Source organism: Thiothrix nivea DSM 5205 (assembly GCF_000260135.1).
Lineage (GTDB): Bacteria > Pseudomonadota > Gammaproteobacteria > Thiotrichales > Thiotrichaceae > Thiothrix > Thiothrix nivea.
Genome location: NZ_JH651384.1, coordinates 3,446,716 through 3,469,902 on the forward strand (window position 1 = coordinate 3,446,716; position 23,187 = coordinate 3,469,902).

At 54.5% G+C, this 23,187-nt stretch carries 19 protein-coding genes; 12 read left to right on the forward strand and 7 right to left on the reverse strand.

Annotated features, from left to right (window positions below; all coding sequences use genetic code 11):
* Positions 1–4: 4 nt before the first annotated feature.
* Together THINI_RS17345 and THINI_RS23680 are read right to left on the reverse strand one after the other, a co-directional pair.
* Positions 5–1,696, reverse strand: coding sequence for an SWIM zinc finger family protein (locus tag THINI_RS17345; protein WP_002709848.1), 1,692 nt, complete (start codon positions 1,694–1,696; stop codon positions 5–7).
* A gap of 75 nt (positions 1,697–1,771) precedes the next feature.
* The gene (locus THINI_RS23680; protein WP_002709849.1) at positions 1,772–2,938 is read right to left on the reverse strand and encodes a VWA domain-containing protein; all 1,167 of its coding nucleotides are present in this window, start codon (positions 2,936–2,938) and stop codon (positions 1,772–1,774) included.
* A gap of 231 nt (positions 2,939–3,169) precedes the next feature.
* Between THINI_RS23680 and gspE the strand changes: the two genes are divergently transcribed.
* Genes gspE through THINI_RS17385 form a run of 7 tightly spaced genes read left to right on the forward strand, consistent with a single transcriptional unit; the run spans position 3,170 to position 8,977 of the window.
* Complete coding sequence (gspE, locus tag THINI_RS17355; RefSeq protein WP_002709850.1) at positions 3,170–4,894, forward strand: type II secretion system ATPase GspE; 1,725 nt, start codon at positions 3,170–3,172, stop codon at positions 4,892–4,894.
* A complete protein-coding gene (locus THINI_RS17360; RefSeq protein ID WP_002709851.1) occupies positions 4,881–6,113 on the forward strand; it encodes a type II secretion system F family protein in 1,233 nt (410 codons plus the stop codon). Before gspE ends, THINI_RS17360 begins: the two co-directional genes overlap by 14 nt.
* Before the next feature lie 60 nt (positions 6,114–6,173).
* The gene (gene gspG / locus THINI_RS17365; protein WP_002709852.1) at positions 6,174–6,623 is read left to right on the forward strand and encodes a type II secretion system major pseudopilin GspG; all 450 of its coding nucleotides are present in this window, start codon (positions 6,174–6,176) and stop codon (positions 6,621–6,623) included.
* Complete coding sequence (locus THINI_RS17370) at positions 6,595–7,101, forward strand: GspH/FimT family pseudopilin (RefSeq protein ID WP_154724445.1); 507 nt, start codon at positions 6,595–6,597, stop codon at positions 7,099–7,101. Before gspG ends, THINI_RS17370 begins: the two co-directional genes overlap by 29 nt.
* Positions 7,085–7,480 carry a type II secretion system minor pseudopilin GspI gene (gene gspI, locus THINI_RS17375; protein WP_002709854.1) on the forward strand — a complete coding sequence of 132 codons (396 nt, stop codon included), beginning with the start codon at positions 7,085–7,087 and terminating at the stop codon, positions 7,478–7,480. The genes THINI_RS17370 and gspI overlap by 17 nt, the downstream gene beginning before the upstream one ends.
* Entirely contained in the window at positions 7,477–8,094 is a 618-nt protein-coding gene (locus THINI_RS17380) for a prepilin-type N-terminal cleavage/methylation domain-containing protein (protein ID WP_002709855.1), read from the forward strand. The genes gspI and THINI_RS17380 overlap by 4 nt, the downstream gene beginning before the upstream one ends.
* Entirely contained in the window at positions 8,084–8,977 is an 894-nt protein-coding gene (locus tag THINI_RS17385; protein WP_002709856.1) for a type II secretion system minor pseudopilin, read from the forward strand. Before THINI_RS17380 ends, THINI_RS17385 begins: the two co-directional genes overlap by 11 nt.
* Here THINI_RS17385 and wecA read toward each other — a convergent pair.
* Complete coding sequence (wecA, locus tag THINI_RS17390; RefSeq protein WP_002709857.1) at positions 8,931–10,040, reverse strand: UDP-N-acetylglucosamine--undecaprenyl-phosphate N-acetylglucosaminephosphotransferase; 1,110 nt, start codon at positions 10,038–10,040, stop codon at positions 8,931–8,933. The two genes, THINI_RS17385 and wecA, sit on opposite strands and share 47 nt — an antisense overlap.
* Before the next feature lie 154 nt (positions 10,041–10,194).
* A complete protein-coding gene (locus tag THINI_RS17395) occupies positions 10,195–11,106 on the reverse strand; it encodes a hydrogen peroxide-inducible genes activator (protein WP_002709858.1) in 912 nt (303 codons plus the stop codon).
* Positions 11,107–11,325: 219 nt separating this feature from the next.
* On the opposite strand from THINI_RS17395, the gene THINI_RS17400 reads away from it, so the two are divergent.
* The gene (locus THINI_RS17400) at positions 11,326–12,138 is read left to right on the forward strand and encodes a tyrosine-protein phosphatase (protein ID WP_040841037.1); all 813 of its coding nucleotides are present in this window, start codon (positions 11,326–11,328) and stop codon (positions 12,136–12,138) included.
* Between the two features lie 57 nt (positions 12,139–12,195).
* On the opposite strand, the gene ettA is transcribed toward THINI_RS17400, so the two are convergent.
* Genes ettA through THINI_RS23685 form a run of 3 tightly spaced genes read right to left on the reverse strand, consistent with a single transcriptional unit; the run spans position 12,196 to position 16,643 of the window.
* Positions 12,196–13,860, reverse strand: a complete 1,665-nt coding sequence (gene ettA / locus THINI_RS17405) for an energy-dependent translational throttle protein EttA (RefSeq protein ID WP_002709860.1) — start codon at positions 13,858–13,860, stop codon at positions 12,196–12,198.
* Between the two features lie 32 nt (positions 13,861–13,892).
* Positions 13,893–15,257: a phosphomannomutase CpsG gene (cpsG, locus tag THINI_RS17410; protein ID WP_002709861.1), complete on the reverse strand. Its 1,365-nt coding sequence runs from the start codon at positions 15,255–15,257 to the stop codon at positions 13,893–13,895.
* A gap of 27 nt (positions 15,258–15,284) precedes the next feature.
* On the reverse strand, positions 15,285–16,643 hold the full coding sequence (locus THINI_RS23685; RefSeq protein ID WP_002709862.1) for an exopolysaccharide biosynthesis polyprenyl glycosylphosphotransferase: 1,359 nt from the start codon (positions 16,641–16,643) through the stop codon (positions 15,285–15,287).
* Between THINI_RS23685 and THINI_RS17420 the strand changes: the two genes are divergently transcribed.
* The 4 genes from THINI_RS17420 to THINI_RS23690 are packed head-to-tail and all read left to right on the forward strand — an operon-like array spanning position 16,575 to position 23,183.
* Positions 16,575–17,615, forward strand: a complete 1,041-nt coding sequence (locus THINI_RS17420; protein ID WP_154724446.1) for a glycosyltransferase family 2 protein — start codon at positions 16,575–16,577, stop codon at positions 17,613–17,615. The two genes, THINI_RS23685 and THINI_RS17420, sit on opposite strands and share 69 nt — an antisense overlap.
* Positions 17,616–17,621: 6 nt before the next feature.
* Positions 17,622–18,452 carry an ABC transporter permease gene (locus tag THINI_RS17425; RefSeq protein ID WP_002709864.1) on the forward strand — a complete coding sequence of 277 codons (831 nt, stop codon included), beginning with the start codon at positions 17,622–17,624 and terminating at the stop codon, positions 18,450–18,452.
* On the forward strand, positions 18,442–19,803 hold the full coding sequence (locus tag THINI_RS17430) for an ABC transporter ATP-binding protein (protein ID WP_002709865.1): 1,362 nt from the start codon (positions 18,442–18,444) through the stop codon (positions 19,801–19,803). Before THINI_RS17425 ends, THINI_RS17430 begins: the two co-directional genes overlap by 11 nt.
* The gene (locus THINI_RS23690; protein ID WP_002709866.1) at positions 19,800–23,183 is read left to right on the forward strand and encodes an FkbM family methyltransferase; all 3,384 of its coding nucleotides are present in this window, start codon (positions 19,800–19,802) and stop codon (positions 23,181–23,183) included. Before THINI_RS17430 ends, THINI_RS23690 begins: the two co-directional genes overlap by 4 nt.
* Positions 23,184–23,187: the final 4 nt, after the last annotated feature.

Genomic DNA, 23,187 nt, shown 5'->3' on the forward strand with positions numbered 1-23,187 from the left:
TTTTCTAGCCGTTGCCAAACGCCTTGGCAAACATCTCCAGCATGGCCTTGCGAGTCTTGTAGCGGTGACGGAAATCCGCGACCAGGTTGGCTGTCATGTTCTTGCCATTGGGTATGGCGGCAAGGGTTTTCAGCTCACGGATGACCTGCTCGTAGGCATGTCGCCCGGTGTTGCCCTCCAGGTAGTCGCAAATCTGGCTGGCATAGGCAACCGTAATTTCCTGTGGAAAAGCGGTCGACAGCAAGGGGGCGTATTTCTTGAACAGGGCATGGCTTTGCACAGGTATATCGGGGGTTTTGGTGATCAGTTCATACAAGGCTGGCAGGTCATTGTCTTCCTCCAGCAGGCAAGCGCGGGTGGAATCGTACCCGCGTGGTTCGGGGATCATGGCGTAGAGGCGTTGCCGGATATCCAGCCATTCGTCTGCGGGGTAAGTTGCTTTGAGTTGACGGTAGTGCTCAAGCTGGAAATGCTTGTTCTGGAATAGCCACTCCAGTTCGTGACGGATGGCGGGTTTGTCATCAAGCTGATAGGCCATTTCCAGTAAACGGGCGTGCCAGCGCTGGACAATCCCGGGCTGCTTTTGCTGCTCGGCCAGACGGATGCCTTCCTGCACCAATTGTCTGGCCTTGGCGAAATCTTTGGCGTCAATGGCTCGCTGGACAAAGGTTTCCCGGAAATCGGGAATGTCCATATGGGCGGCGGCGATTGTTTCCAGCTCAGCCTCCTTGCCCCAGGTTTTGAGCAATGCCAGTTTCTGGCGTAACAGGCCATCCCGCCGCCAGTCAGCGCTTGTCCGGATGCGTTGGTCAAGGGCTTGCAGGTAGGTTTCCTGGTAGCCGCTGTTGTCTGTGGCCCAGGTTTCCAGCAAATCAGCAAAGACATCTTCCAGGCCGTAGTCGGCATAGCGTTCATCAAAGTGGGCTGCCAGCACTTGCAGGAATAGCCGGGATTGCCCCGTTGACGGGAGTTGTGGGTATGCTTTGGCGAGAACATCCTTGACGCCATACATCAGGTCACCGAGTTCGCCATTGGAATCATCAATGTTATTGGCGATGCCTGCGATGCCGTCGGCGATGGCAAAGCAAGCGTCTGCGGTATCGGCAGGCGACGATGCCGAGACTGACAGGGTGTCCAGCAATTCCTGCACTTCGTCAGCAAAGCCGCTGGCGTCATCGTAGTCAATGAAGCCGTGCCGCGAATACTGGCGGGCAAGGTTATTGAACTGTTGCTGGTATTGTTTGGCAAGGTTTTCCCCATTGGGGACAGTTCGCTGGAAGCGCAGCAGGAATTTGTCCAGCAAGTTGCGGTTGTCGTGCAATAACTGGCGGATATAGTCTTCCAGCTCTTCGCGTTTGAGGGTTGTCAGTAACTGTTCCAGTTGTTCCCGTTTGCCAGGGGTTTTGGCTACGGGTGCAGGGCTGACTGCGTGCTGTTGCTGTTGGTTACGGATGTTGAGCAGGACGGCAACGACATGTTTGCAGACCGGCCCATGGTCATAAGGGCAGGTGCATGACCAGTCGGTTACCTTGTCACCATCCAGTTGGACTTCCACATCGTAAGTGTCGGAACCTTCCACATAGGCTTGCCAGAATTCGGGTTCAGTTTCTTCAAGGCTGTCGACAAATTGGGTGTAGTTTTGGCCACGTTGCAGGATGGTGCGGTCAATGGAAGTTTCCAGTTTGCTCAGGTTCATGGGTGTATTGGGGGCTGATTTGCGTCTGGGTAAGTGTAGCGGATTATCGGGTCAGGCGTATTCCAAAGGGTGAAATTATTGCGTGATGCCGAACTGGAAAACATGCGTGGTTTCCGCATCAGCCGTGACATCCAGCCGCGCTTCCTGTGATTCATCACCAATGCTGGCCTTGATGCGGTAAGTGCCGCTGGGCAGGATGTCACTGGTGCGGGATTTGAACAGGTGTTCGGTCAGGTATTCACCCGCTGGGGAATACAGGGTGAAATTGGCGTCCACCGCCTGCTGGCGTGCGTTTTGTGCTTCCAGTCGCAGTTTGCCCAAGAAGCCGAGGTTGAAGCGCTGATCCAGGGTTAAGCCCGGTTTTACTTGTATGTTTTGCACTTGCTTGTCGGCTTGCCACAGCATGTTGACCTGATAATCGCCGGGGGGAAGGGGCTGGCTGACTTCGGTGCGGGCGGTAAAACTGGCGACATGATCGCCATCGGCGGTGTAGATCAGGAAACTGGCAGGCAGGCTTTCCGTGCTGCCAGCCGCGCCAGCGCTCAGCCGTAAATTGCCGGGTGTGCTGTCGACAGGTGCGTCGGCTTTCCCTGATTTAGGTGCTTCTCCATTGGCGGTGGCGGATGCCTGCATGAGTAGTTGCCCGGCAAGCTGTCCTGCATCCTGCATCAGGGCGAACTGCCCGCCGCTGTTTTCCGCCAGGCAATGCAGGCTGTTGTTGCTACTGTCCCGAAACGACAGCACATGGATGCGCAAGCCGGGATTGTCAGCCTTCAGGTGTTTGGCGGTGGCGCAAGGGTCACCGTCGCAGCTTTCCGGGCCATCGCTGACCAACAGGATATTGCCTGTGCCCGCCAACAGCCCTGCGGCCTGTTCCAGCGCTGCGCTGATGGGTGAACGCCCGTAAGGCGCGATGCCGTTGATGGCTTGCAACAGGCTGGGCATGTCGCGTTCGCCAGGGCGGGCGATGACGTTGATGTCGGCGCAGTCGGATTTGCGGCGGTTGCCGTAAGCCAGCAGGCCGATGGGGGCTTGTGCAGGTTGTTGTGCGAGCAGGGTTTCCAGCCCGTTGCGTGCCAGCGTGACCTTGGGCGTGGAATGTATCTGCCCCCACATGCTGTTGGAGGCATCCAGTACGATCACCAGTTTTTCGGCGGCGGTGGCAGGCGTCAAGGGCATCAGCGCCAGTATGACGACTGTGTAGCGGGCTATTGCCAGCATTTGGGTAAATAGGGGCTTCATGCCTTAACAGGTTAGTACGTATCCGTGCCGATGGGGCATTAAAAAGTTGGATCGGCTGTTTTGCACGACCAATGGCGGTGGGAACGACCGTTCAGACGGAAACTGCTTGCGTGTTTCCCCTTCATCCAACAAACTTGTTGCCGATAAAGGGTCTTGTAGGCTAACAAACACCAAGGCTAACCCAAGCGCCATAGAGCGTGTAACCTATCCAATAATAAAAGAAAATAAGTTATGCAGGTTGCGACATCCGATGCTCCAGCCGCAATGTTTGGCGAACGGCTGGTCAAACTAGGCAAACTGAAACCCGCTGATCTTGAGCGCGCCTTGCGTGCGCAAACCGAGATCCGCCAGCCACTGGGCAGCGTGCTGGTGCGCCTGGGTATGCTCACTGAACAGGAAGTGGCTTTCGTGTTATCACGCCACCTGAATGTACGGCTGGCCGTCACCAAGGATTACCCCTCCATTCCGGTCGAAAACCCCGGCATTGCCATCAATTACATGCGCACTGCCGAAATTGTCCCGGTACAGGCAGAGGACGAGCGTCTGGTGGTGGCCATGTCGAACCCGCAAGATGAATTCGCCCGTCAGGCCATTCACATGGCCAGCGGCAAGCTGGTTGAACCGGTGCTGGGTTTGCCCAGTGAAATCCGTGCCAATATCGAACGCCTGTACGGTAACGAAGCGGGCAAAAAGGATATGGGCGACGACGAATTCGAGATCACCAGCCATGACGACCACGCCGATGATATCGAGCACCTGAAGGATATGGCCAGCGAAGCACCGGTCATCCGTTTGGTCAACCAGATCATGACCAACGCCATGAGCCAGCGGGCGTCCGACATCCACATCGAGCCATTCGAGAGCCATTTGAAGGTGCGTTACCGCATCGACGGCGTGATCCATGAGGTGGATTCCCCGCCTCCGCAACTGACTGCCGCGATCATTTCCCGCCTCAAGCTGATGGCGCGCCTGAACATTGCCGAACGCCGCCTGCCGCAGGATGGCCGTATCCAGTTGCGTGCGCAGGGCAAGGAAATCGACATGCGTGTGTCCACTGTGCCCACCATGCACGGTGAGAGCGTGGTCATGCGTCTGCTCGACAAGCACAGCGTGAAACTTGACCTGAACACGTTGGGTTTTTCCGATGACAACTTGCGCAAGATTCAGGAGCAACTGGATGCGCCGCACGGCGTTATCCTGGTCACGGGGCCAACCGGTTCCGGTAAAACCACGACGTTGTATTCCGCGCTGACCCAGCTGAACACGCCAGAAAACAAGGTTCTCACCGTCGAAGACCCAGTGGAATACGAGCTGGAAGGTATCAACCAGATTCAGGCCAACCCGAAAATTGGCCTGACTTTCGCTGATGCGCTGCGTTCCATTGTGCGGCAAGACCCTGACGTGATCATGATCGGTGAGATGCGCGACGTAGAAACCGCCCGCATTGCCATCCAGTCCGCCCTGACCGGTCACTTGGTGCTATCGACCTTGCATACCAACGATGCCGCCAGCGGTATTACCCGTTTGCTGGATATGGGGATCGAAGATTACCTGCTGACCTCCACCGTCAACGGCATCCTCGCCCAACGTCTGGTACGCCGCTTGTGTCCGCAATGCCGTGAACCGCACCCGGTGCTGCCGGAAATCGAGGAAGAACTCGGTTTGCGCCGCTACCAGCCAGAAGGCGACATGCGCCTGTGGCACGCCAAAGGTTGCAATGCCTGTGGCAATAGCGGCTATAAAGGGCGTAGCGCCATCCACGAAATTCTGGTGATGGATGACCCCATCCGCCGCCTGATCCTCAAGCATGAGGATGCAGGTGTGTTGCAGGAGCAAGCCCGCAAGGGCGGGATGCGCACCATGTACGAAGACGGCCTGCTCAAGGCGCTGAAAGGCGTGACCACGCTGGAAGAAGTGCTGCGCGTGGCGGAGGAAACCCCGAATGCCAGCGTATAGCTACAAGGCTGTCACCCCCCAGGGCGTTACCAAGGAAGGCATCCTCGAAGCGCCCAGCGAAACGCTGGCGGCAGAAAGCCTGCACGCCCAGGGGCTGATCCCCGTCAAAATCCAGGCAGGAAAGGCTACAGCTGGTGGCGGAAAAGCCAACGCCAGCAAAAAATCTGCCGGGCTGTTTGGTGGCAAGAAAGTGGGGCAGGAAGACATCATGGCGCTGACCCAGCAAATGTCTTCCATGCTCAAGGCCGGGTTGCCGCTCGACCGCGCCCTCGGCATCCTGCTGGAAATCAGCGACAAACCGGCGGTGCAGGAGCTGGTTCAAGGTATCCAGAACCAGATCCGTAGCGGTAAGCGTTTCGCCGATGCGTTGGATGAAAGCGGCAAGTTTTCGCGTTTCTACATCAACATGGTGCGCGCGGGCGAAGCGGGTGGCTCCATCGACGATGCGTTAGGGCGGCTGGTTGACTACATGGCGCGGGCGAAGGAACTGCGCGGCACAGTCATTTCCGCCCTCATTTACCCCGCCATCCTCGCCTTTGTGGCGGTGGTGTCGATTATTGCGCTGCTCACCTTCGTGGTGCCGCAGTTTGCGCAGATGTTCCAGGACATGGGGGGTGAATTGCCCACCATCACCAAGGTGGTCATGACGGCGGCAGATACGCTGCAACATTACTGGTGGGCAGTGCTGGGCGGCTTCCTGCTGGCGTTGATGTTGCTGCAATACGTATTGACCAACGAAAAGGCACGCACTGGCCTCGACCGCAGCATGTTGCGCTGGCCAGTGGTCGGCGGGCTGGTTGGCAAGATTGAAACCGCGCGCTTTTCCCGTAGCCTTGGCACCTTGCTGCACAACGGTGTGCCGCTGCTGGGCGCGTTGAAGATTGCTAAAAATACGGTCAGTAACCGGGTAATGGCGGCAGCGGTGGAGGAATCCGCCGACAGCCTTAAGCAAGGCGAAAGCCTGACCCGTACATTATTGGGCAAAGGCGTATTTCCCCCCTACGCCTTGCACATGCTGCGCGTCGGTGAAGAAACCGGGCGCATGGAAGAATTGCTGCGGGAAGTGGCTGACATTTACGACGATGAAGTCAAAACGGCTGTGAAACAGATGCTGGCACTACTGGAACCGGTGCTGATTCTGGTCATGGCACTCGCCATTTTGGTGATTATTGGTTCGGTGCTGTTGCCGATGATCAATATGGCCGATCTGGTGAAATAAGAATCCCCATACATAACAATAACAAGAAACTGAAAATAGCTAATAACAAGGAGTTATCCAATGCAACGCAAACCCCAAAATACAGTAGTGTCACACACACAACGTGGCTTCAGCCTGATCGAACTGATGATCGTGCTGGTGATCCTCGGCCTGATTGCCGGGATTGTCGGCCCGCAAGCCATGAAATACCTCGGCAAGGGCAAAACCCAATCCGCCAAGGTGCAGATTGAAAATATCAGCGCAGCGCTGGACATGTACCGCCTGGAAGTCGGCAGTTACCCGACCTCGGCGGATGGCCTCAAGGCGCTGGTTTCCCAGCCATCCAGCGCGCGTGGCTGGAATGGCCCTTATCTGAAAAAAGGCGAAGTGCCCAAAGACCCGTGGAACAACGACTACCAGTACAAGCGTCCTGGTGGCAATGGTCAGCCGTATGACCTGAGTTCCTTCGGTGCTGATGGTGCTGCCGGTGGCGAAGGTGAAGATGCAGATATTACTTTGTGGAAACAGTGAGTTACAGAACCCCTCACCCCACCCCCTCTCCTTCAAGGGGAGAGGGGGTAAAAACACAGGCTTTACCCTGCTTGAAGTCCTGATCGTGCTGGTCATCGGTGGCTTGCTGATGGGCGTGGTCGCCACATCCCTTTCCGAAGGGCCGGTATTGCGCAAGAGCAGCCGTGAGGTTGCCGCCAGTCTGCGCCATGCCCGCGCCATGGCTGTCATGCGTCAGCAGCCAGCCCTGTGGAAAATGAATATCAAGGACAAGCACTTCTGGATTGAGGGTGGGGAACCCAATTCCGAGCGTACTTTCAGTGCCGGTATCACGGCCAAAATCAACACAACTTCTTCAGAAGTGAATTCCGCCGACCAGGGCGGCATCCGCTTCTTTCCTGATGGCAGTTCTACTGGCGGTTCGGTGGAGCTGACCTACAACCAGCAGACCTACAAGGTCAATGTCGAATGGGTGACGGGGCGTGTCAGTGTCCAGTAAAGGTTTTTCTCTCCTGGAGGTGCTGGTTGCGTTTGTGGTCATGGGGCTGGTCGTGGGCGTTATCCTGCAACTGTTTGGCTCTTCCATGCGTGGCGTGGCGCTGTCGGATGAATACAGTTTTGCCGTGCAGGTGGCCGAATCGCGGTTGGCGGCTGTTGGTAATGAAGTGCCGGTGGAAGAGGGCAGCGTCAGCGGTGAGGAACAAGGTTCCGGCTACCGCTGGGAAGTCACCATGCAGCCGGTCGAACTGCTGGAGAAGCAGGAAGAGATCCCCATTCCCTCGCAGCTTTACCGCGTGGAGGTGGTGGTGAGCTGGAAAACGGGCGAAAAGCCGCGTGAATTCCACTTGTCTTCGCTGCGTTTTGGGGAAAAAAAATGAACCAGCGCGGTTTTACCCTGCTTGAAATGCTGATTTCGTTCACGCTGGTTTCGCTGCTGTTCCTGGCGCTGTTTGCGGCCTTCAGTACCATTGGGCGTGGCTGGGATGCTGCCGATACCCGCATCAACAAGACCGAAGACATGCGCCTGATTACCGATTTCCTGCGCCGCCAGTTGAGTCAGGCGATGGTGGTAAAAATCACCGGGGAGGATGGTGCTAAGGTGTATGCGTTTGAGGGTACGGATACTTCGCTGCGTTATGCAGCCCCGTTGCAACCCTTGCAGCATCAGGGTGGCGTCTTCCTGATTGAGCTGGATATTGTCAGTGGCAAACATGGCAAGGCGCTGGAAATGCTGTATGCGCCCTACCGCCCCGAGTTGAGTTGGGATGAGGCTTTCGAGGATGCTGAGCCAGTGCTGGTGTTCGATGGCCTGAAAGATGCCTCCTTTGAATATTTTGGGGCGGAAGAAGCAGGCAAAGACCCGGAGTGGGAATCCGCCTGGGAAGAGATGCCGCTTTACCCACAAATGTTGAAACTGTCGCTGGCAGATACAGGGCGGGTTTGGCCGGAAATGCTGATTGATTTGCCGCAGGTGAGTGATTATGGAAGGTAAAAAACAGCAAGGCGTAGCCATGATCGTGGTGCTGTGGATGATCATGGTGATGATGACCCTGGCCGCCAGCCTGGTTTACGCCACCCGCACAGAAACCAGTATGGTGGACTATGCCCGCCGTACCGCGATCGCCCGCGCCATTGCCGATGCCGCCGCCCATTACGCGGTGATGCAACTTTTCATCCCCAACCCCAAGGATCGTGACCTCCAGCTTGGGGGCGCGCCGCTAATGTGGAATTACGAGGGGGCAAGGGTAGAAATCCGCGTGGTGGGTGAAAATGGCCTGATCGACATCAATTACGCCAGCCGCCCCTTGTTGCAGGAAATTCTCAAGCAGGCTGGTTTGAGTGATGAAGACAACGAGCAGATGCTGGACAGGCTGGAAGATTTCCGTGATGTGGATGACCTGAGCCGCCTGCATGGGGCGGAGGACAAGGATTATGAAAGTGAAGGCTTGCCTTTCGGTGCCAAGGATGCCCCGTTTGAACGCATTGAAGAGTTACAGCAGGTGATGGGCATGGCGCCGCAGCTTTACCAGTCGTTGACCCGTCTCTTGACGGTCAACTCCGGCGCTGCCGGTATCAACCCGATGTTGGCGCCACGCCAAACCCTGTTACTACTGGCGGAGGGGGATGCGGCTAAGGTTGACGCCTATATCCAGAAGCGGGAAGAGTCGGAAGGGGCGTATGTGCAACCGGATTTCGGCGGTGCTTTTCTGGATGCCAGCCAGCAGCCTTTGTACCGGATGCAGCTCAGGGTTTACACGGACGAAACCGCCCCCCCGTATTTTGAGGAGCGGTCAATGCGTTTGCGGCCTGGGCAAACGCCGCCATTTGTTAATTACTTCCGTATCTTGCAAGAATCTTCCGCGCAGTTTGGGTGAATGATTTTTCTTCCAGCCAACGGATAAGGCAGTCTTTTTCAGCTTTGGCGAGGGGAGCCAACACTAACAGGTAGGCCAGGAACGTGAGCAGGAAGCCGTAGAACATCTCGCTTTCACTGATTTGCATCCGTTCGCTTATAACCCCAACCGCTGCCAGCGCAAAAGCCAGGAGGCTCATGGCGATGAGGGTTGCCCCTTTGCCCAAGCCACTGTTGAGCAGCAGATGGTGCAAATGGTCGCGGCCAGCGGCAAAGGGAGATTTACCTTCACGCAAGCGTTGCAGGATGACGCGCACCATGTCCATGATCGGCAGGGCGATCAGCCACAAGGCTGTGACAGGGCGGAACGCTGGCGTGCTCGGGTCTTGTGTGCCTTCGATCAGTAACCAGCTGATGCTCAGGCCAATCAGCATGGAGCCTGCATCACCCATGAAGATTTTCTGCTTGAATGGCGGAAGCACCAGATTGTTGAGTAGGTAAGGGATTAGGGCGGCAATAAAGACTGAGCAAATGGTCAACTCGGCAGCATGGGCAGGAAGGTTGAAGAGCATGACCAGGCTAAGCAATGTGCCCATGGTGACTGAGCCGAGCAGGCCATCAATGCCGTCAATCATGTTGAAGGCATTGATGATGCCCAGCACGATGATGATGGTGAACGGGTAGCTCGCTATTCCCAGGTCAATGTTACCCGGCCCCAGCAGGTTGCCGAGATGATCCAGCGACAAGCCAGTGCCGATGCAAAGCGCCAGGGTCAGGAGGATTTGCATGGCAATGCGCAATTTGACGGAAAGGTCTTCCGCGTCATCCCCTACACCCAGCAGGACAATACCCAATGCGCAGAGCAACCAGGTCGTGACGGATGTATCCGTCGGGTAATTGACCATGATTGCACTGGCAATACCCAGGAAGATGGATATGCCGCCGATTAAAGGGACAGCTCCAGTATGCTGTTTCCTGCCAGATGGCAAGTCCAGCAGACAGGCGCGGGCAGCGACAGGCTTGAGTACACGGAGCGCAATCCAGGTTACGAACAGGCTCGTCATCAAGGATAGTGTAAGCATCATATTGTTCTCGGGGTTTGGTGGTTGTACCGTATTATTGAGAACAATGTAGTAAAAAATGGCGGGGTTGGCTCGGAATCTCAGCTCGGTAGAAGCATAAACCCGATTAGTGGAGATTGCTTATCAGGAAAGGCCGACAAGCGGAATGCTGTGTTGTTTAGACGGTAGCGAGCAAGGTTTGCCAGGTCGTTCTGATAAATTCCCCCAATTGCGTGAACTCCGTTTCACGGGCGCTGCCACGCCGCCAAGCGAGGCCGATTTCGCGGTAGCTTTCTTCCGGTAGGGGCCAAATCTTGACTTTAGTGCCTGCTAACAAGGTTGAACCCTTCACCATTTCCGGCAGATAGGTGATGCCCAAATCCGAATCCACCATTTGCACCAGGGTCAGCAGGCTGCTGGCGGTAAAACGGCTGATTTTGTCCATATCCTGTAAATGGCAGGCCGACAAGGTGTGGTCGCGCAGGCAGTGGCCATCCTCCAGCAGCAGGATGCTTTCCGGTGCCAGGCTGTCAAACATGTAGCGGCGTGGGCGGGTGTGTTGGGTGTCTTCCCGGCAAGCCAGCAAAAACTTGTCAGGGAATAGCGGCATGACTTCGACGCTGCGCAGGGCGTAAGGCAAGGCAAGAATGATCAGATCCAGTTCGCCATCCATGAGTTTTTCATAGATGCGTTGGGTGATGTCTTCATTCAGATACAGGCGCAACTGCGGAAATTGTATCCGCAAGGGTGGAAGTATGTTAGGCAATAGGAAAGGGGCAATGGTTGGGATGACCCCGATGCGCAACTCGCCCGTTAGTGGGGCGTGGTTGCTGCGCGCCAGTTCCACCAGGTTTTCGATGTCGCGCAAACAGCGCCTGGCTTCCGCCGCGATCTGGCGGCCAATGTGGGTGACGGTGACGTTTTTGTTGGTGCGGTCGACCAGTTGTACTTCCAGGGTGGCTTCAAGTTCCCGGATGGCCGTACTGAAGGCAGACTGTGAGACAAAACAGGCTTCAGCTGCCTTGCCAAAATGTTCATGGCTTTCCAGTGCGACGAAATAGCGGAGTTGTTTTACAGTGGGCAGGTTCATTGCAACCTCTGACCAAATCGTTTTTCAAGCTTACTGTTAAGATAATATTCTATTTTCTGTATTATAGTGAGAAATATTTTTGTTTCTGTGGTTTTTGGCCAGCCTCGGCAGGAAGTGATTTTCAGCATGGTAGCCATTGATCCGAAATTTGCGCTGCGCCCTTATGCCTCTGAATATAATGGCTCAGTGTCAGGCGCAGGAAATTTCGGGTGGATGCTCATGATAGATTTACACAGCCATATATTGCCCCAGCTTTGCGATGGTTCCCAGGATTTAGAGACTTCCCTGGCAATGGCGCGGATAGCCGTTGCGGATGGTGTTACCCATTTGGCATGTACGCCGCACATCTACCCGGGGGTATACCCCAATTCCTCTTCTACTATTTTTCCGGCCATGCAGGCGCTACAGGCGGAGCTGGACGCGCGAAAAATACCCTTACAGCTGGTTGCGGGAGCGGATGTGCACATGGTGCACGATGTGGTGGAGGGTTTGCAGTCTGGCAGGATTCCAACCTTGAACGGTTCACGTTATTTTTTGCTGGAACCCGCCCACCGGATTCCTGTGCCACGCTTTCTGGAGCAGATTGAAGCTATTCTGGAGGCGAGTTACGTGCCTGTGATTACCCACCCCGAGCGGTTGCTGTGGCTGGAAGACAACTACCGTGACTTTATCGAGGCAGTCCGCATGGGTGCATGGTTGCAGGTAACGGCGGGGGCTGTAGCTGGCATGTTTGGCCGCATCGCCTGCCGTTGTGCGCAGCGCTTGCTGGAGGATGGGGTCGTGCATATCCTGGCTTCCGATGCGCACGGTGTGGAGTGTCGCCCCCCTGTCTTGTCGGAAGGGGTTGAAGCTGCTATCCGCATCCTCGGTGATGAGAATGAAGTCATGCGCATGGTGCTGGAGCGTCCCAGGGTGATCCTTGACAATGCCGGCCCCAAACGGGTGCCATTACCGATTGAAGCGTCGGGGCAAATGCCCGCTTACATGGGCTACCAGTTGAAAAAGGGCTGGTTCGGCCACGTAGTGCATTGATTTCCTGATTATCATAACTGCGGCTGACAGGGTTAATAGCCATGCCAGCCGCAGTGTTCACGCTTTCAAACGTTTGTATTTGATCCGTTGCGGATGTAACTCATTGCCGTGGCGACGTTTGTAATCCTCCTCGTAATCACTGTAGTTACCCTCAAACCACGTCACCTGTGAATCCCCCTCGAATGCAAGGATGTGGGTGGCGATACGGTCGAGGAACCAGCGGTCATGTGAGATCACCACCGCGCAGCCGGGGAAGTTGAGCAGCGCTTCCTCCAACGCCCGCAGGGTTTCCACATCGAGGTCGTTGGTGGGTTCGTCCAGCAGCAGCAGGTTGCCACCGGACTTGAGCAGCTTGGCCAGATGCACCCGGTTGCGTTCCCCCCCGGATAAATCCCCGATGCGTTTCTGCTGGGAATCACCCTTGAAGTTGAAACGCCCGCAATAGGCGCGTGACTGGATGGTGTAACCGTTCACGTTCATCAGGTCGTGGCCGTCGGCGATTTCCTGGAATACGGTCTTGTTCGGGTCAAGGGCATCACGTGATTGGTCGACGTAGGCAATGTTGACGGTATCACCGACGCGGAATTCACCTGTATCCGGCTGTTCCTGCCCGGTAATCATGCGGAACAGGGTGGTTTTGCCCGCGCCATTGGGGCCGATAATGCCGACGATGCCGCCCTTCGGTAGGTTGAAACTGACATTTTCGTACAGCAGGCGGTCGCCAAAGGATTTGCTGATGCCATTGGCTTCGATCACCAGATCGCCGAGGCGCGGGCCGGGGGCGATGTAGATTTCGTTGGTTTCAGCGCGCTTTTGGTAGTCGCTGGATGAGAGTTCCTCAAAGCGCTGCATACGCGCCTTGCTCTTGGCCTGGCGGCCTTTGGGGTTGGAACGTACCCATTCCAGCTCTTCCTTCATCGCTTTCAGGCGGCCTTGCTCGGATTTCTTTTCCTGCTCCAGACGGCGTTCTTTCTGATCCAGCCAGGAGGAGTAGTTGCCTTCCCACGGGATACCTTGCCCTCGGTCGAGTTCCAGAATCCAGCCCGCTACATTGTCGAGAAAGTAGCGGTCATGGGTAACAGCAACGACAGTACCGGGGAAATTTTGCAGGAAACGTTCCAGCCAGGCGACCGATTCTGCATCCAGATGGTTGGTCGGTTCGTCGAGGATCAGCATGTCGGGGGAAGACAGCAGCAGACGGCACAGGGCGACGCGGCGGCGCTCACCACCGGACAGCGTGCTGACATCGGCATCCCAAGGTGGTAGGCGCAGGGCGTCGGCGGCGACTTCGAGCGTGTGTTCGAGGTTGTGGGCATCAGCGACTTGCAGGATGTTTTCCAGCTTGGCCTGTTCGGCGGCCAGCGCATCGAAATCGGCGTCGGGGTCGGCGTAGGCGGCGTAGACTTCATCCAGCCGGGCTTGCGCATCTTTGATCACGCTTAAGCCTTCTTCCACATTGCCGCGCACGTCCTTGTCGGGGTTGAGTTGCGGTTCCTGCGGCAGGTAGCCGATGTTGATGCCGGGTTGCGGGCGGGCTTCGCCGACGATGTCGGTGTCGATCCCCGCCATGATGCGCAGCAGGGTGGATTTGCCCGCGCCGTTATAGCCGAGCACCCCGATTTTTGCGCCGGGGAAAAAGTTGAGGTAAATGTCCTTGAGGATGAAGCGGTTCGGCGGTACGACCTTGCCGACACCGTTCATGGTGTAAATGTATTGTGCCATCCAATGCTCCGGGAAAGGGTAAACGTCCTAATTTAAAAGAATCGGCTGATGTTGGCGACCTGTTCCTGTACCAGCGCCATGTTCTGGCGGGATTCGACGTTCAGGCGCAGCACCGGCTCGGTGTTGGAGCCGCGCAGGTTGAAGCGCCAATCGGTGAATTCCATGCTCAGGCCGTCGGTGGTGTCGATCACCAACGGTTGTTGTGCCGCGAAATGTTCGCGCACGGCGGCAATACAGCCTTTTACGTCGGCTACGTGGAAGTTGATTTCGCCGCTGCACGGGAACAGGGCAATACGCTCATCCACCAGTGAGGACAGCGTTTGCCCTTTCACGCTCATCAGTTGCGCTACCAGCAGCCACGGGATCATGCCACTGTCGCAGTAGGCGAAGTCGCGGAAGTAATGGTGGGCGCTCATTTCACCGCCATAAATGGCGTCTTCCAGACGCATCCGTTCCTTGATGAATGCGTGGCCAGTCTTGGACTGGATCGGTTCGCCGCCCGCTGCTATCACCACGTCGACGGTATTCCAGGTCAGGCGCGGGTCGTGGATGATTTTCGCGCCTTGGTGCTGTTGCAGGAACGCTTCCGCCAGCAAGCCGACGATGTAATAGCCTTCGATGAATTCGCCTTTTTCGTCAAACAGGAAACAGCGGTCGAAGTCGCCATCCCAGGCGATGCCCATATCGGCCTGGTGTGCCAGCACGGCGTCGCGGGTGTCGGCGCGGTTTTCCGGCAGCAGCGGGTTGGGGATGCCGTGCGGGAAGCTTCCATCTGGTTCGTTATGTACCTTGATGAAGGTGATCGGAACCTGCAAGCGCTGGAATTCGGCTTCGATAGCGTCGACGACGTGGCCTGCCGCGCCATTACCGGCATTTACCACCAGTTTTAACGGTTTAATGGCTTGCAGGTCGATGTAACCAAGCAGGTGTTGCACGTAAGCGTCCAGGGTGGATTGCTGGGTGAGGGTTCCGCGAGCAGTGACAGGCGGGAAGTTGTTTTCCTCCGCCATACGCTGGATGTCTTTCAAGCCAGTGTCACCGCTGATCGGTTTGGAGCCTTCACGCACCAGCTTCATGCCGTTGTAATCCATTGGGTTGTGGCTGGCGGTAACTTCGATGCCGCCGTCCACGCCCAGATGGAAGGTGGCGAAATAGATTTCCTCGGTGCCGGTCATGCCAATGTCAATGACGTTGACGCCAGCATCCTGGAGGCCATTGGCCAGTGCCAATTTCAGGGTTTCAGAAGTCAGGCGCACGTCGCCACCGACTACGACCTGCTTGCCGCCACCGACAAACGCGCCATAGGCGCGCCCGATACGGTAGGCAACGTCTTCATTCAGTTCTTCACCCAGTTTTCCCCGGATGTCATAAGCCTTGAAACAGGTTAGTGTTTGCATAGTGTGTGTCTCTTGATGGTTTGCCCGTTAATAACTGCCTTTTCTGAGCAACACGGCTACGATGGTTTTGGTCAGGATGATCAAGTCCACTTCCACCGACCAGTTGCGTACATACCAGACATCCAGTTGTACGCGCTCGGCATAGCTCAGCTCATTGCGCCCGCTGACTTGCCATAAGCCGGTGATGCCCGGCCTGACCTGGGTATAATAGTCAATGTATTCGCCATAGTCGGCAATTTCCTGTTTGATAATGGGGCGGGGGCCAACCAGCGACATTTGCCCGCGCAGCACGTTGACCAACTGCGGCAATTCATCCAGCGAGGTGCGGCGCAGGAAGCTGCCTATGTGGGTGATACGCGGGTCGTTCCTGAGTTTGCGGTCGCGTTCCCATTCTTCACGTGCGTCGGGGTCGGAGGCGAGGATTTTTTCCAGCTCCTCGTCAGCGTCAACCCGCATGGTGCGGAATTTGTAAATTTTGAAAATACTCCCATCCTGACCGATGCGTTCCTGTTTGAAGATGGGTTTGCCATCCGTTGCCCACCACACCCAGACATACAGGCCGAACAGGAAGGGCGCGAGGGTAATGGTCAGCACCAGCGCGAGGACAAAATCGGAAATGTGCTTGAAGGCGCGGTCACTATCGCTCAGCAAATTGTTGCGGACAAAGAAAATCAAGCCTTTCTGGTTAATGGAGTTGAACACTTCGGCATTGAACATGGGTAATGAGGTCATCCTGGGAACCAGCAGTATCCGTTTCACCCTGTGCTGGATTTGATCCATCAGGTGGAACATGTGTTCCATGCCGGTGTTTTCCAGCATGATGATAGTGGCGAAGAAATGCTCCTTTTCCAGCGCACTGGCCACTGCCGCCAGCAAGCCTTCCGGTGAATGGTGGTGGATGTTGATGGTCTGCCCAACATCAAAACCGAACGGGTTGTCGGCGGATAACCAGTTGCCGGAATCGGCGCAGGCTTCCTCGTCACAAATCAGCAGTACCCGCTCGCGCAGTCGGTGATATTGCAGGAAACGCCGTTTCAGGTAGTAAACCCACACCGGCAGTAGCAGGTTCAGGGCAAAAAAGGTCAGGATAATCAGGCGTGAATACTGGTCTGCCTGTTTGAGCATCGACAGCAGGGCAAAGCTGATCACCACGGCGATAAGGCTGCCCTTGATGATCAGCCAGGTTTCCGAGGTGGTCACCATGCGCCGTGTGAACAGGCGCAGATAGAAAAAGATCAGCAAGTACACCATGATTTGCCACAGGTATTTGCTGGTGGGGTGGGCATAAACATCAGGCAGCAGGATTTCCGCCACGCCATGTGCCAGCAGCAGGTTCAGCAACAACAACAATGTGTACAGGGTCAGCTTGAACAGGGTATATTTCATGGGTTTAGTTATAGAAAAGTTATTACCTTGAACCGAAGCGCCAGTCCAGAGGTGGCTATTCTGCTTTGTACCTACAATGGTCAGCAATACCTGAACACTCAGATGGATTCCATTGCGGCCCAGAAGTTTCCCCATTGGCGCGTCTGGGCGTCAGATGATGGCTCGCAAGATGATACCCTCACAATTCTGGCTGAGTATAGGGCAAAATGGCCTGAGAAGCGCCTATCTATTGTCCATGGGCCACAGAAAGGCTTTGTGGCGAATTTTCTGTCCCTTGCTTGCAATGTGAATATTCAGGCCAGCTACTATGCTTTTTGTGACCAAGACGATATATGGGATGCGGACAAGCTTGCTAGGGCGCTGGCTTGGTTACAAACCGTGCCTGATAACACCCCAGCCTTGTATTGCGCCCGCACCCGGCTGGTGGATGCGCAAAACCGGGAAACCGGCCTGTCGCCGCTGAATACCCGCCAACCCTGTTTTGCCAACGCCCTGACGCAAAACCCAGCCAGTGGCAACACGATGGTGTTCAACCACGCCGCTTGCGCCTTGTTGCGGGACGCTGGTCAGGGCGTTGCGGTGGTGGCGCATGACTGGTGGTTGTATTTGCTGGTAGCAGGTGCGGGTGGCAAGGTGTTTTATGACCCGATGCCATGCCTGCGTTACCGGCAGCATGGCGGCAATCTGGTGGGGATGAAAGCCTATTGGCTGGCGCGCCTGTTGCGTTCGCGTACTGTGAGGGAAGTGTGGCGGGGTGATTTCCGGCGTGGTAATGATGGCCATGTGCGGGCTTTGCAACAAAGGCGTGCTACACTTACGCCGCAAAACAGGTTGATTCTGGACAGGTTCGTGCACGCGAGGAACCGCTGGCTGCTGCCCCGGCTGTGGGGTTTGTGGCGGGCGGGCATTTACCGCGAACCGTTATGGAGCCACTTGGGACTCGTGGCTGCCGCCATTTTCAAAAAGATTTGATATTACATGAAATTATACCAATCATTGCCAACCAGCCCCATGGCTATCCTGCAATCCTTGTGGCGGCATCGCCAGCTTGTCTGGCAGATGAGCAAGCGCGAAGTGGTGGGCCGTTATCGTGGCTCGATGGCAGGGCTGGCATGGTCGTTTTTCAACCCGATTTTTATGTTGCTGGTTTATACATTCGTGTTCAGCGTAGTGTTTGAAAGCCGTTGGGAAGAAGGTATTGAGGGTGGGCGCGGCAATTTTGCGGTCATCCTGTTTGCAGGTTTATTAGTGCATGGTTTGTTTGCGGAGTGTGTCAACCGCGCTCCCTCGCTGGTGTTGAACAATGCCAATTACGTCAAGAAGGTTGTCTTCCCCCTCGAAATCCTACCTTGGGCGACCTTGGTGTCTGCCTTGTTTCATACCGCTATCAGCATTCTGGTACTGTTGGTTGCGGAATGGGTAATCGTGGGGGGCATTCCGTGGACAGTGGTGTTACTGCCATTGGTATTGCTCCCTTTTGTTGTCGGCATTATGGGGGTTAGCTGGATGCTGGCTTCGCTGGGCGTATACCTGCGTGATGTGGCGCAGATTACCGGTATGCTGACTAGCGTGTTGTTGTTCATGAGTCCGGTATTTTATCCCTTGTCCAAACTGCCGCAGCAATTCCAGCCATGGTTGTTGTTGAATCCCCTAGCTTTCATTATTGAACAGACCCGGCAGGTGCTGGTGTTTGGCAAATTGCCGGATTGGGGTGGTTTGCTGGTTTATAGCCTGATTGCCTGCCTGATTGCCTGGCTGGGGTTTGCTTGGTTCCAGAAAACCAGGGGAGGGTTTGCCGATGTCCTCTGAGTTCGCCATTAAAGTGGAAGGTGTCGGCAAAAATTACCAGATTTACGACAAGCCGCATCACCGTTTGTGGCAGATGTTGCGTGGGGTCAGAAAAACCTATTATCGTGATTTTTGGGCAGTCAAAAATGTATCTTTCAGCGTCAGGAGGGGCGATACGGTTGGGATTATCGGGCGTAATGGGGCTGGGAAGTCGACATTGCTCCAGATGATTTGTGGCACACTGACGCCTACGACGGGCAGTATCGAAGTCAATGGCCGGGTGGCAGCCTTGCTGGAGTTGGGGGCAGGTTTTAACCCCGAATTTACCGGGCGGGAAAATGTTTATATGAACTCCGCTGTGTTGGGATTAAGCCGGGAAGAAACCGATGCCCGTTTTGCTGACATCATCGCTTTTGCCGATATTGGTGACTTTATCGGGCAGCCTGTCAAAACTTACTCTAGTGGTATGATGGTGCGTTTGGCGTTTGCGGTTATTGCGCATGTCGATGCTGATATTCTGGTGGTGGATGAAGCTTTGGCAGTGGGTGATGCGTTCTTTACCCAGAAATGCATGCGCTTTATCCAGCAGTTCCAAAAGAACGGTGGCACGTTATTATTTGTCAGCCATGACATGGGGACGGTAATGAATATTTGCCAGTCTGCCATCATGCTGTTTGCCGGGGGGCAGCGTAATGCAATCATGGGGGCTGCTGAAGCTTTGTGTAAGGAATACCTCAACCAGATTTATGATGACCCGGAGCGGCATCAACAAGTCGAGCAGCAGCGCTCATTACATGAGCCATGGGTGCAGAGGGATAGTACCAAAGTGCAAACAGTGTTGACGGGAATTGCACCAGAGAAAAACGTATATGCCATATCCCCGTTCCGTGCAGATGGTGAAAGTTTTGGTGCTGGTGGGGCAACAATTACGGATGCCGGTTTCTTTGCCGAAGATGGCGAACGGTTCACGATGCTGGAAGGCGGGCAAACTGTCCGTTTCAGGGTATGCATGCGTGCAAATCAGGCTCTTACTTATCCCGCGCTGGGTATTATGCTAAAAGATCGTTTGGGGCAATACCTGTATACGGCTGGGACAGATGAAAGCTTTCGTCATCATCGCTTGGTTTTTCAAGCGGGTGAGAACATTTGCGCCACGTTTCAGTTTGACATGCCAATTTTGTCGCGTGGTGTCTATACCATCAATGTTGCGGTAGCTGAGGGGACGGGTGATGCACACATCCAACATCACTGGATACATGACGCTATCAAGCTGGAGGTTGTATCCGGCCCTGTTGTACATGGCTTGGGTAGTCCGTTGAATATGGAAATCACGATGGAGTTTTTGCAGCCGGTATCTGAGGTGACAGCATGAGTATCATCCAAACGCGCTACGGTGAATTCAATATTATTGACACGGATAGTGTTATTTCGGCCTCACTCCGGCTGTATGGGGAATGGGCGCAAAACGAGATTGATTTATTGGCGCATTTCATTCAGCCGGGTGCAGTGGTTGTGGATGTCGGGGCATTCATTGGTACTCATGCACGGGCTTTTTCTGTGCTGGTCGGACCATCTGGAAAAGTCTTGAGCTTTGAGCCACGCCATGCGACTTATGCGGTATTGGCTGAAAATGCCCGATTGGCATCTGCCCAAAATATCCAAGCCATTAATCTGGCTTTGGGTGCAACTGAAATCCGTGTGACGGTTCCCCCTTTGCATTTTGCCGATCATTCTAATTTTGGCGCTGCCCAACTGGATACATTAGGTCAGCAGTCTGATACGGGTGAAACCATTCAAATCACAGCGCTTGATGCGTTTCAGTTAGACCAACTGGATTTTATCAAGATTGATGTTGAGGGGATGGAAATTGCCGTCCTCAATGGTGCTAAAGAAACGGTTGAACGATGCAGACCGATCATATTCGCAGAATGCAATTCGCTCGAAGCCAGTCTGCCAATCATTCAGTGGTGTCAGGAAAAACAATACCTGCTTTATGGTGTAATCAGCCCTGCGTACAACCCGCATAACTTTGCCACCGATGCCGAGAATATGTTTAGTGTGGCTCAAGAGACAGGGATGCTGCTTGTTCCTGCGGAGCGTGACGTACAATATGCTGACATTTTGCTCCAGCAACAACTTCCCCCATTGAAAACTGCCGATGATCTGGTGCTGTTGCTGCTGCATAAGCCTCAATATCCGCATGAGGTGTTGGCTCAGGGGGCAGCAGCACAGCAACTTTCGTTGTTATATCCTTCTGTGCAAGCAGATATGCATCATCAGGTTATCGTTGAGCGTGATGCTCAAATTGGCAATTTCTCGCGGATGATGGCTGAGCGCGATTCACAAATCCTCACGCTAAATACTCAACTTGATAGTTTGTTGTCATCCAAATCATGGCGTATGACCAAGCCAATACGTTTGGCTGGGCAGGTGTATCGGGAAGTGTTTCCGCGTGTGCTGGCGTTTGTCAGGCAAACTGTAGATTCAGGGCAGCCTGCCGGTGAAGGCAACCCTGTTCATCATCCTGTTACCCGTACACATCCTGTAGCAGTTGTGCTGCCTGTTTACCGGGACACAGCATTGACGCAATCCTGTATTGAGAGTGCGATGCCAGGCATTCAGGAACTTGCAGACGCTATCTTGGTTATTGTGAATGATGCCAGCCCGGAACCTGAGATGGCTGTCATGCTTGCAAAGCTGGCACTCCGCTGGCCAGAAAAGGTCGAGGTGTTGACAAATGGGCGCAATCTTGGTTTTGTGGCAACCGTCAACAGGGGAATGCGGGCACATGAACACCACGATGTTGTGTTGTTAAACAGTGATGTGATTCTGCCGCAGGGTTGGCTTGAGCGCTTGGCGGTAGAAGCGTACTCCCGGCCTAAAGTGGGGACAGTGACACCGCTGTCGAACAATACCACGATTTGCACCTTTCCTGAGTTCCTGCAAGAAAACCCGCTGCCATTCGGGCTAAGTATTGATGAGGTGGATGCTGCTTTCAGGGTGGGGAGATTGCCTAATATCGAAGCGCCAACCGGTATTGGTTTTTGCATGTATATCCGCCGCCATTGTCTGGTCGAAGTGGGTTATTTCAATGAGGAGCGTTTTGGGCGCGGTTATGGTGAAGAAAATGATTTTTGCCAGCGCGCGCTAAGGCAAGGCTGGGTCAACCTGATCACGCCAAATCTGTATGCTTTCCATAAAGGTGGGGTAAGTTTTGGTGCAGAGAAAGCTTTACTGGTCGAAAATGCCATGGCCGTGATTGACGGATTGCATCCTAATTACCACCGTGATATTCAGGGCTTTATCCGTCGTGATCCTCTCAAGGAAGCACGCCTGTTACGCTTGATGCAGCTTTTGTCTACAGTTTCTATTCCCAAGGTGTTGCATGTATCCCATGGTTTGGGCGGTGGGGTAGAACAGCATATTATGGAGTTGGCAGATTACCATTACAGCAAAAACCTGGCATTCCCGTTGATTTTAACGCCACTGGGAACGGGGGAACACTGTACCTTGCGTTTTGGTTACAAACTGACTGCTGATGATCTGCTCATCCGTTTGCCGGAGGATGCTGAATTACTGGTGGAAGTGTTGCGATCTGTCGGAGTTTCCTTGCTTCACTTTCATCATGTATTGCATGTGCCATCATTTTTGCGCCAACTGCCTCAGCAATTACAGTTGCCTTATTACCTGACCATCCATGATTTTTATCTGTTGAATGGTAACCCTACCCTGACAGACGAGCGCGGCATTTTTGTTGAATGTGATGTGGATGCGTTATTGAATCCACTCTATCCCCTCCCTGAAGGGGTTACACCTGAAATGTGGCGTGATAAGCATCGTGGTTTTGTTGAAGGGGCGGAAAGGGTTATTTTTCCGAGTGCTGATACGCGGCGCTTGTTTGGCTCATCTTTCATAATCAGGCATCCGGTCGTTGTCCATCATCTCGAAGCAGTACGTGATATTGCCCGCCGACCCGAACCATTTACGCCTAAACAAGCTTATGTTGTTGGTGTTCTTGGGGCGTTAGGAAAGGAGAAGGGGGCTGATTACCTGGAAGAAATTGCCCGCTGTGCCAGCGATGCTGGAATGCCCTTGGCTTTTGTGCTTATTGGTTATGCTTACCGTTCACTGGATAAAGTCAAGACAACAGGGCTTTATAAAACGGATGAAACTTTGGGGCTTATCCATAAGCAGGAATGTGACCTCCTGTTGTTTCCAGCCCGTTGGCCTGAAACGTATAGTTATACCTTGAGCCATGCGCTTGAATCCGGGCTGCCTATTGTGGCGCCGATGTTGGGTGCTTTCCCGGAACGCTTGGTGGGGCGTGATCAGGTTATGTTGTTTGAACATTGGACGCCACCCTCAGTACTATTGGAGCAATTGCTGGCTTTTATCACAGCACTTGAAACAGATCCGGTTTGTTCAGGTTTCTCTCCTGCTGCAAACCAGTTCCCCCCTCGTTTTTATGCTATGGATTATGTGGAAAATATGGTGGGGTCTTCCTCTCCAGGCGGCGTTATTGTGTTGGACGCTATTCCGCAGGTTAACCTCAAAACCCGGGATTCTTTCCATTCAACGGGAGGGCGCAGTCTCCGTGAATCCGTCCTTTACGGCATATGGCGTTTATACTATTCGCCGGGAATGGCCAAGGTTACTGCCGTTATTCCCTATGGGCTGCGTCAGCGTTTGCGCCATTGGGTGAAACAGGCTTTATCGAAACGCCCCATGAGTGAAATATTGGGCAAAGGGTAGCGTG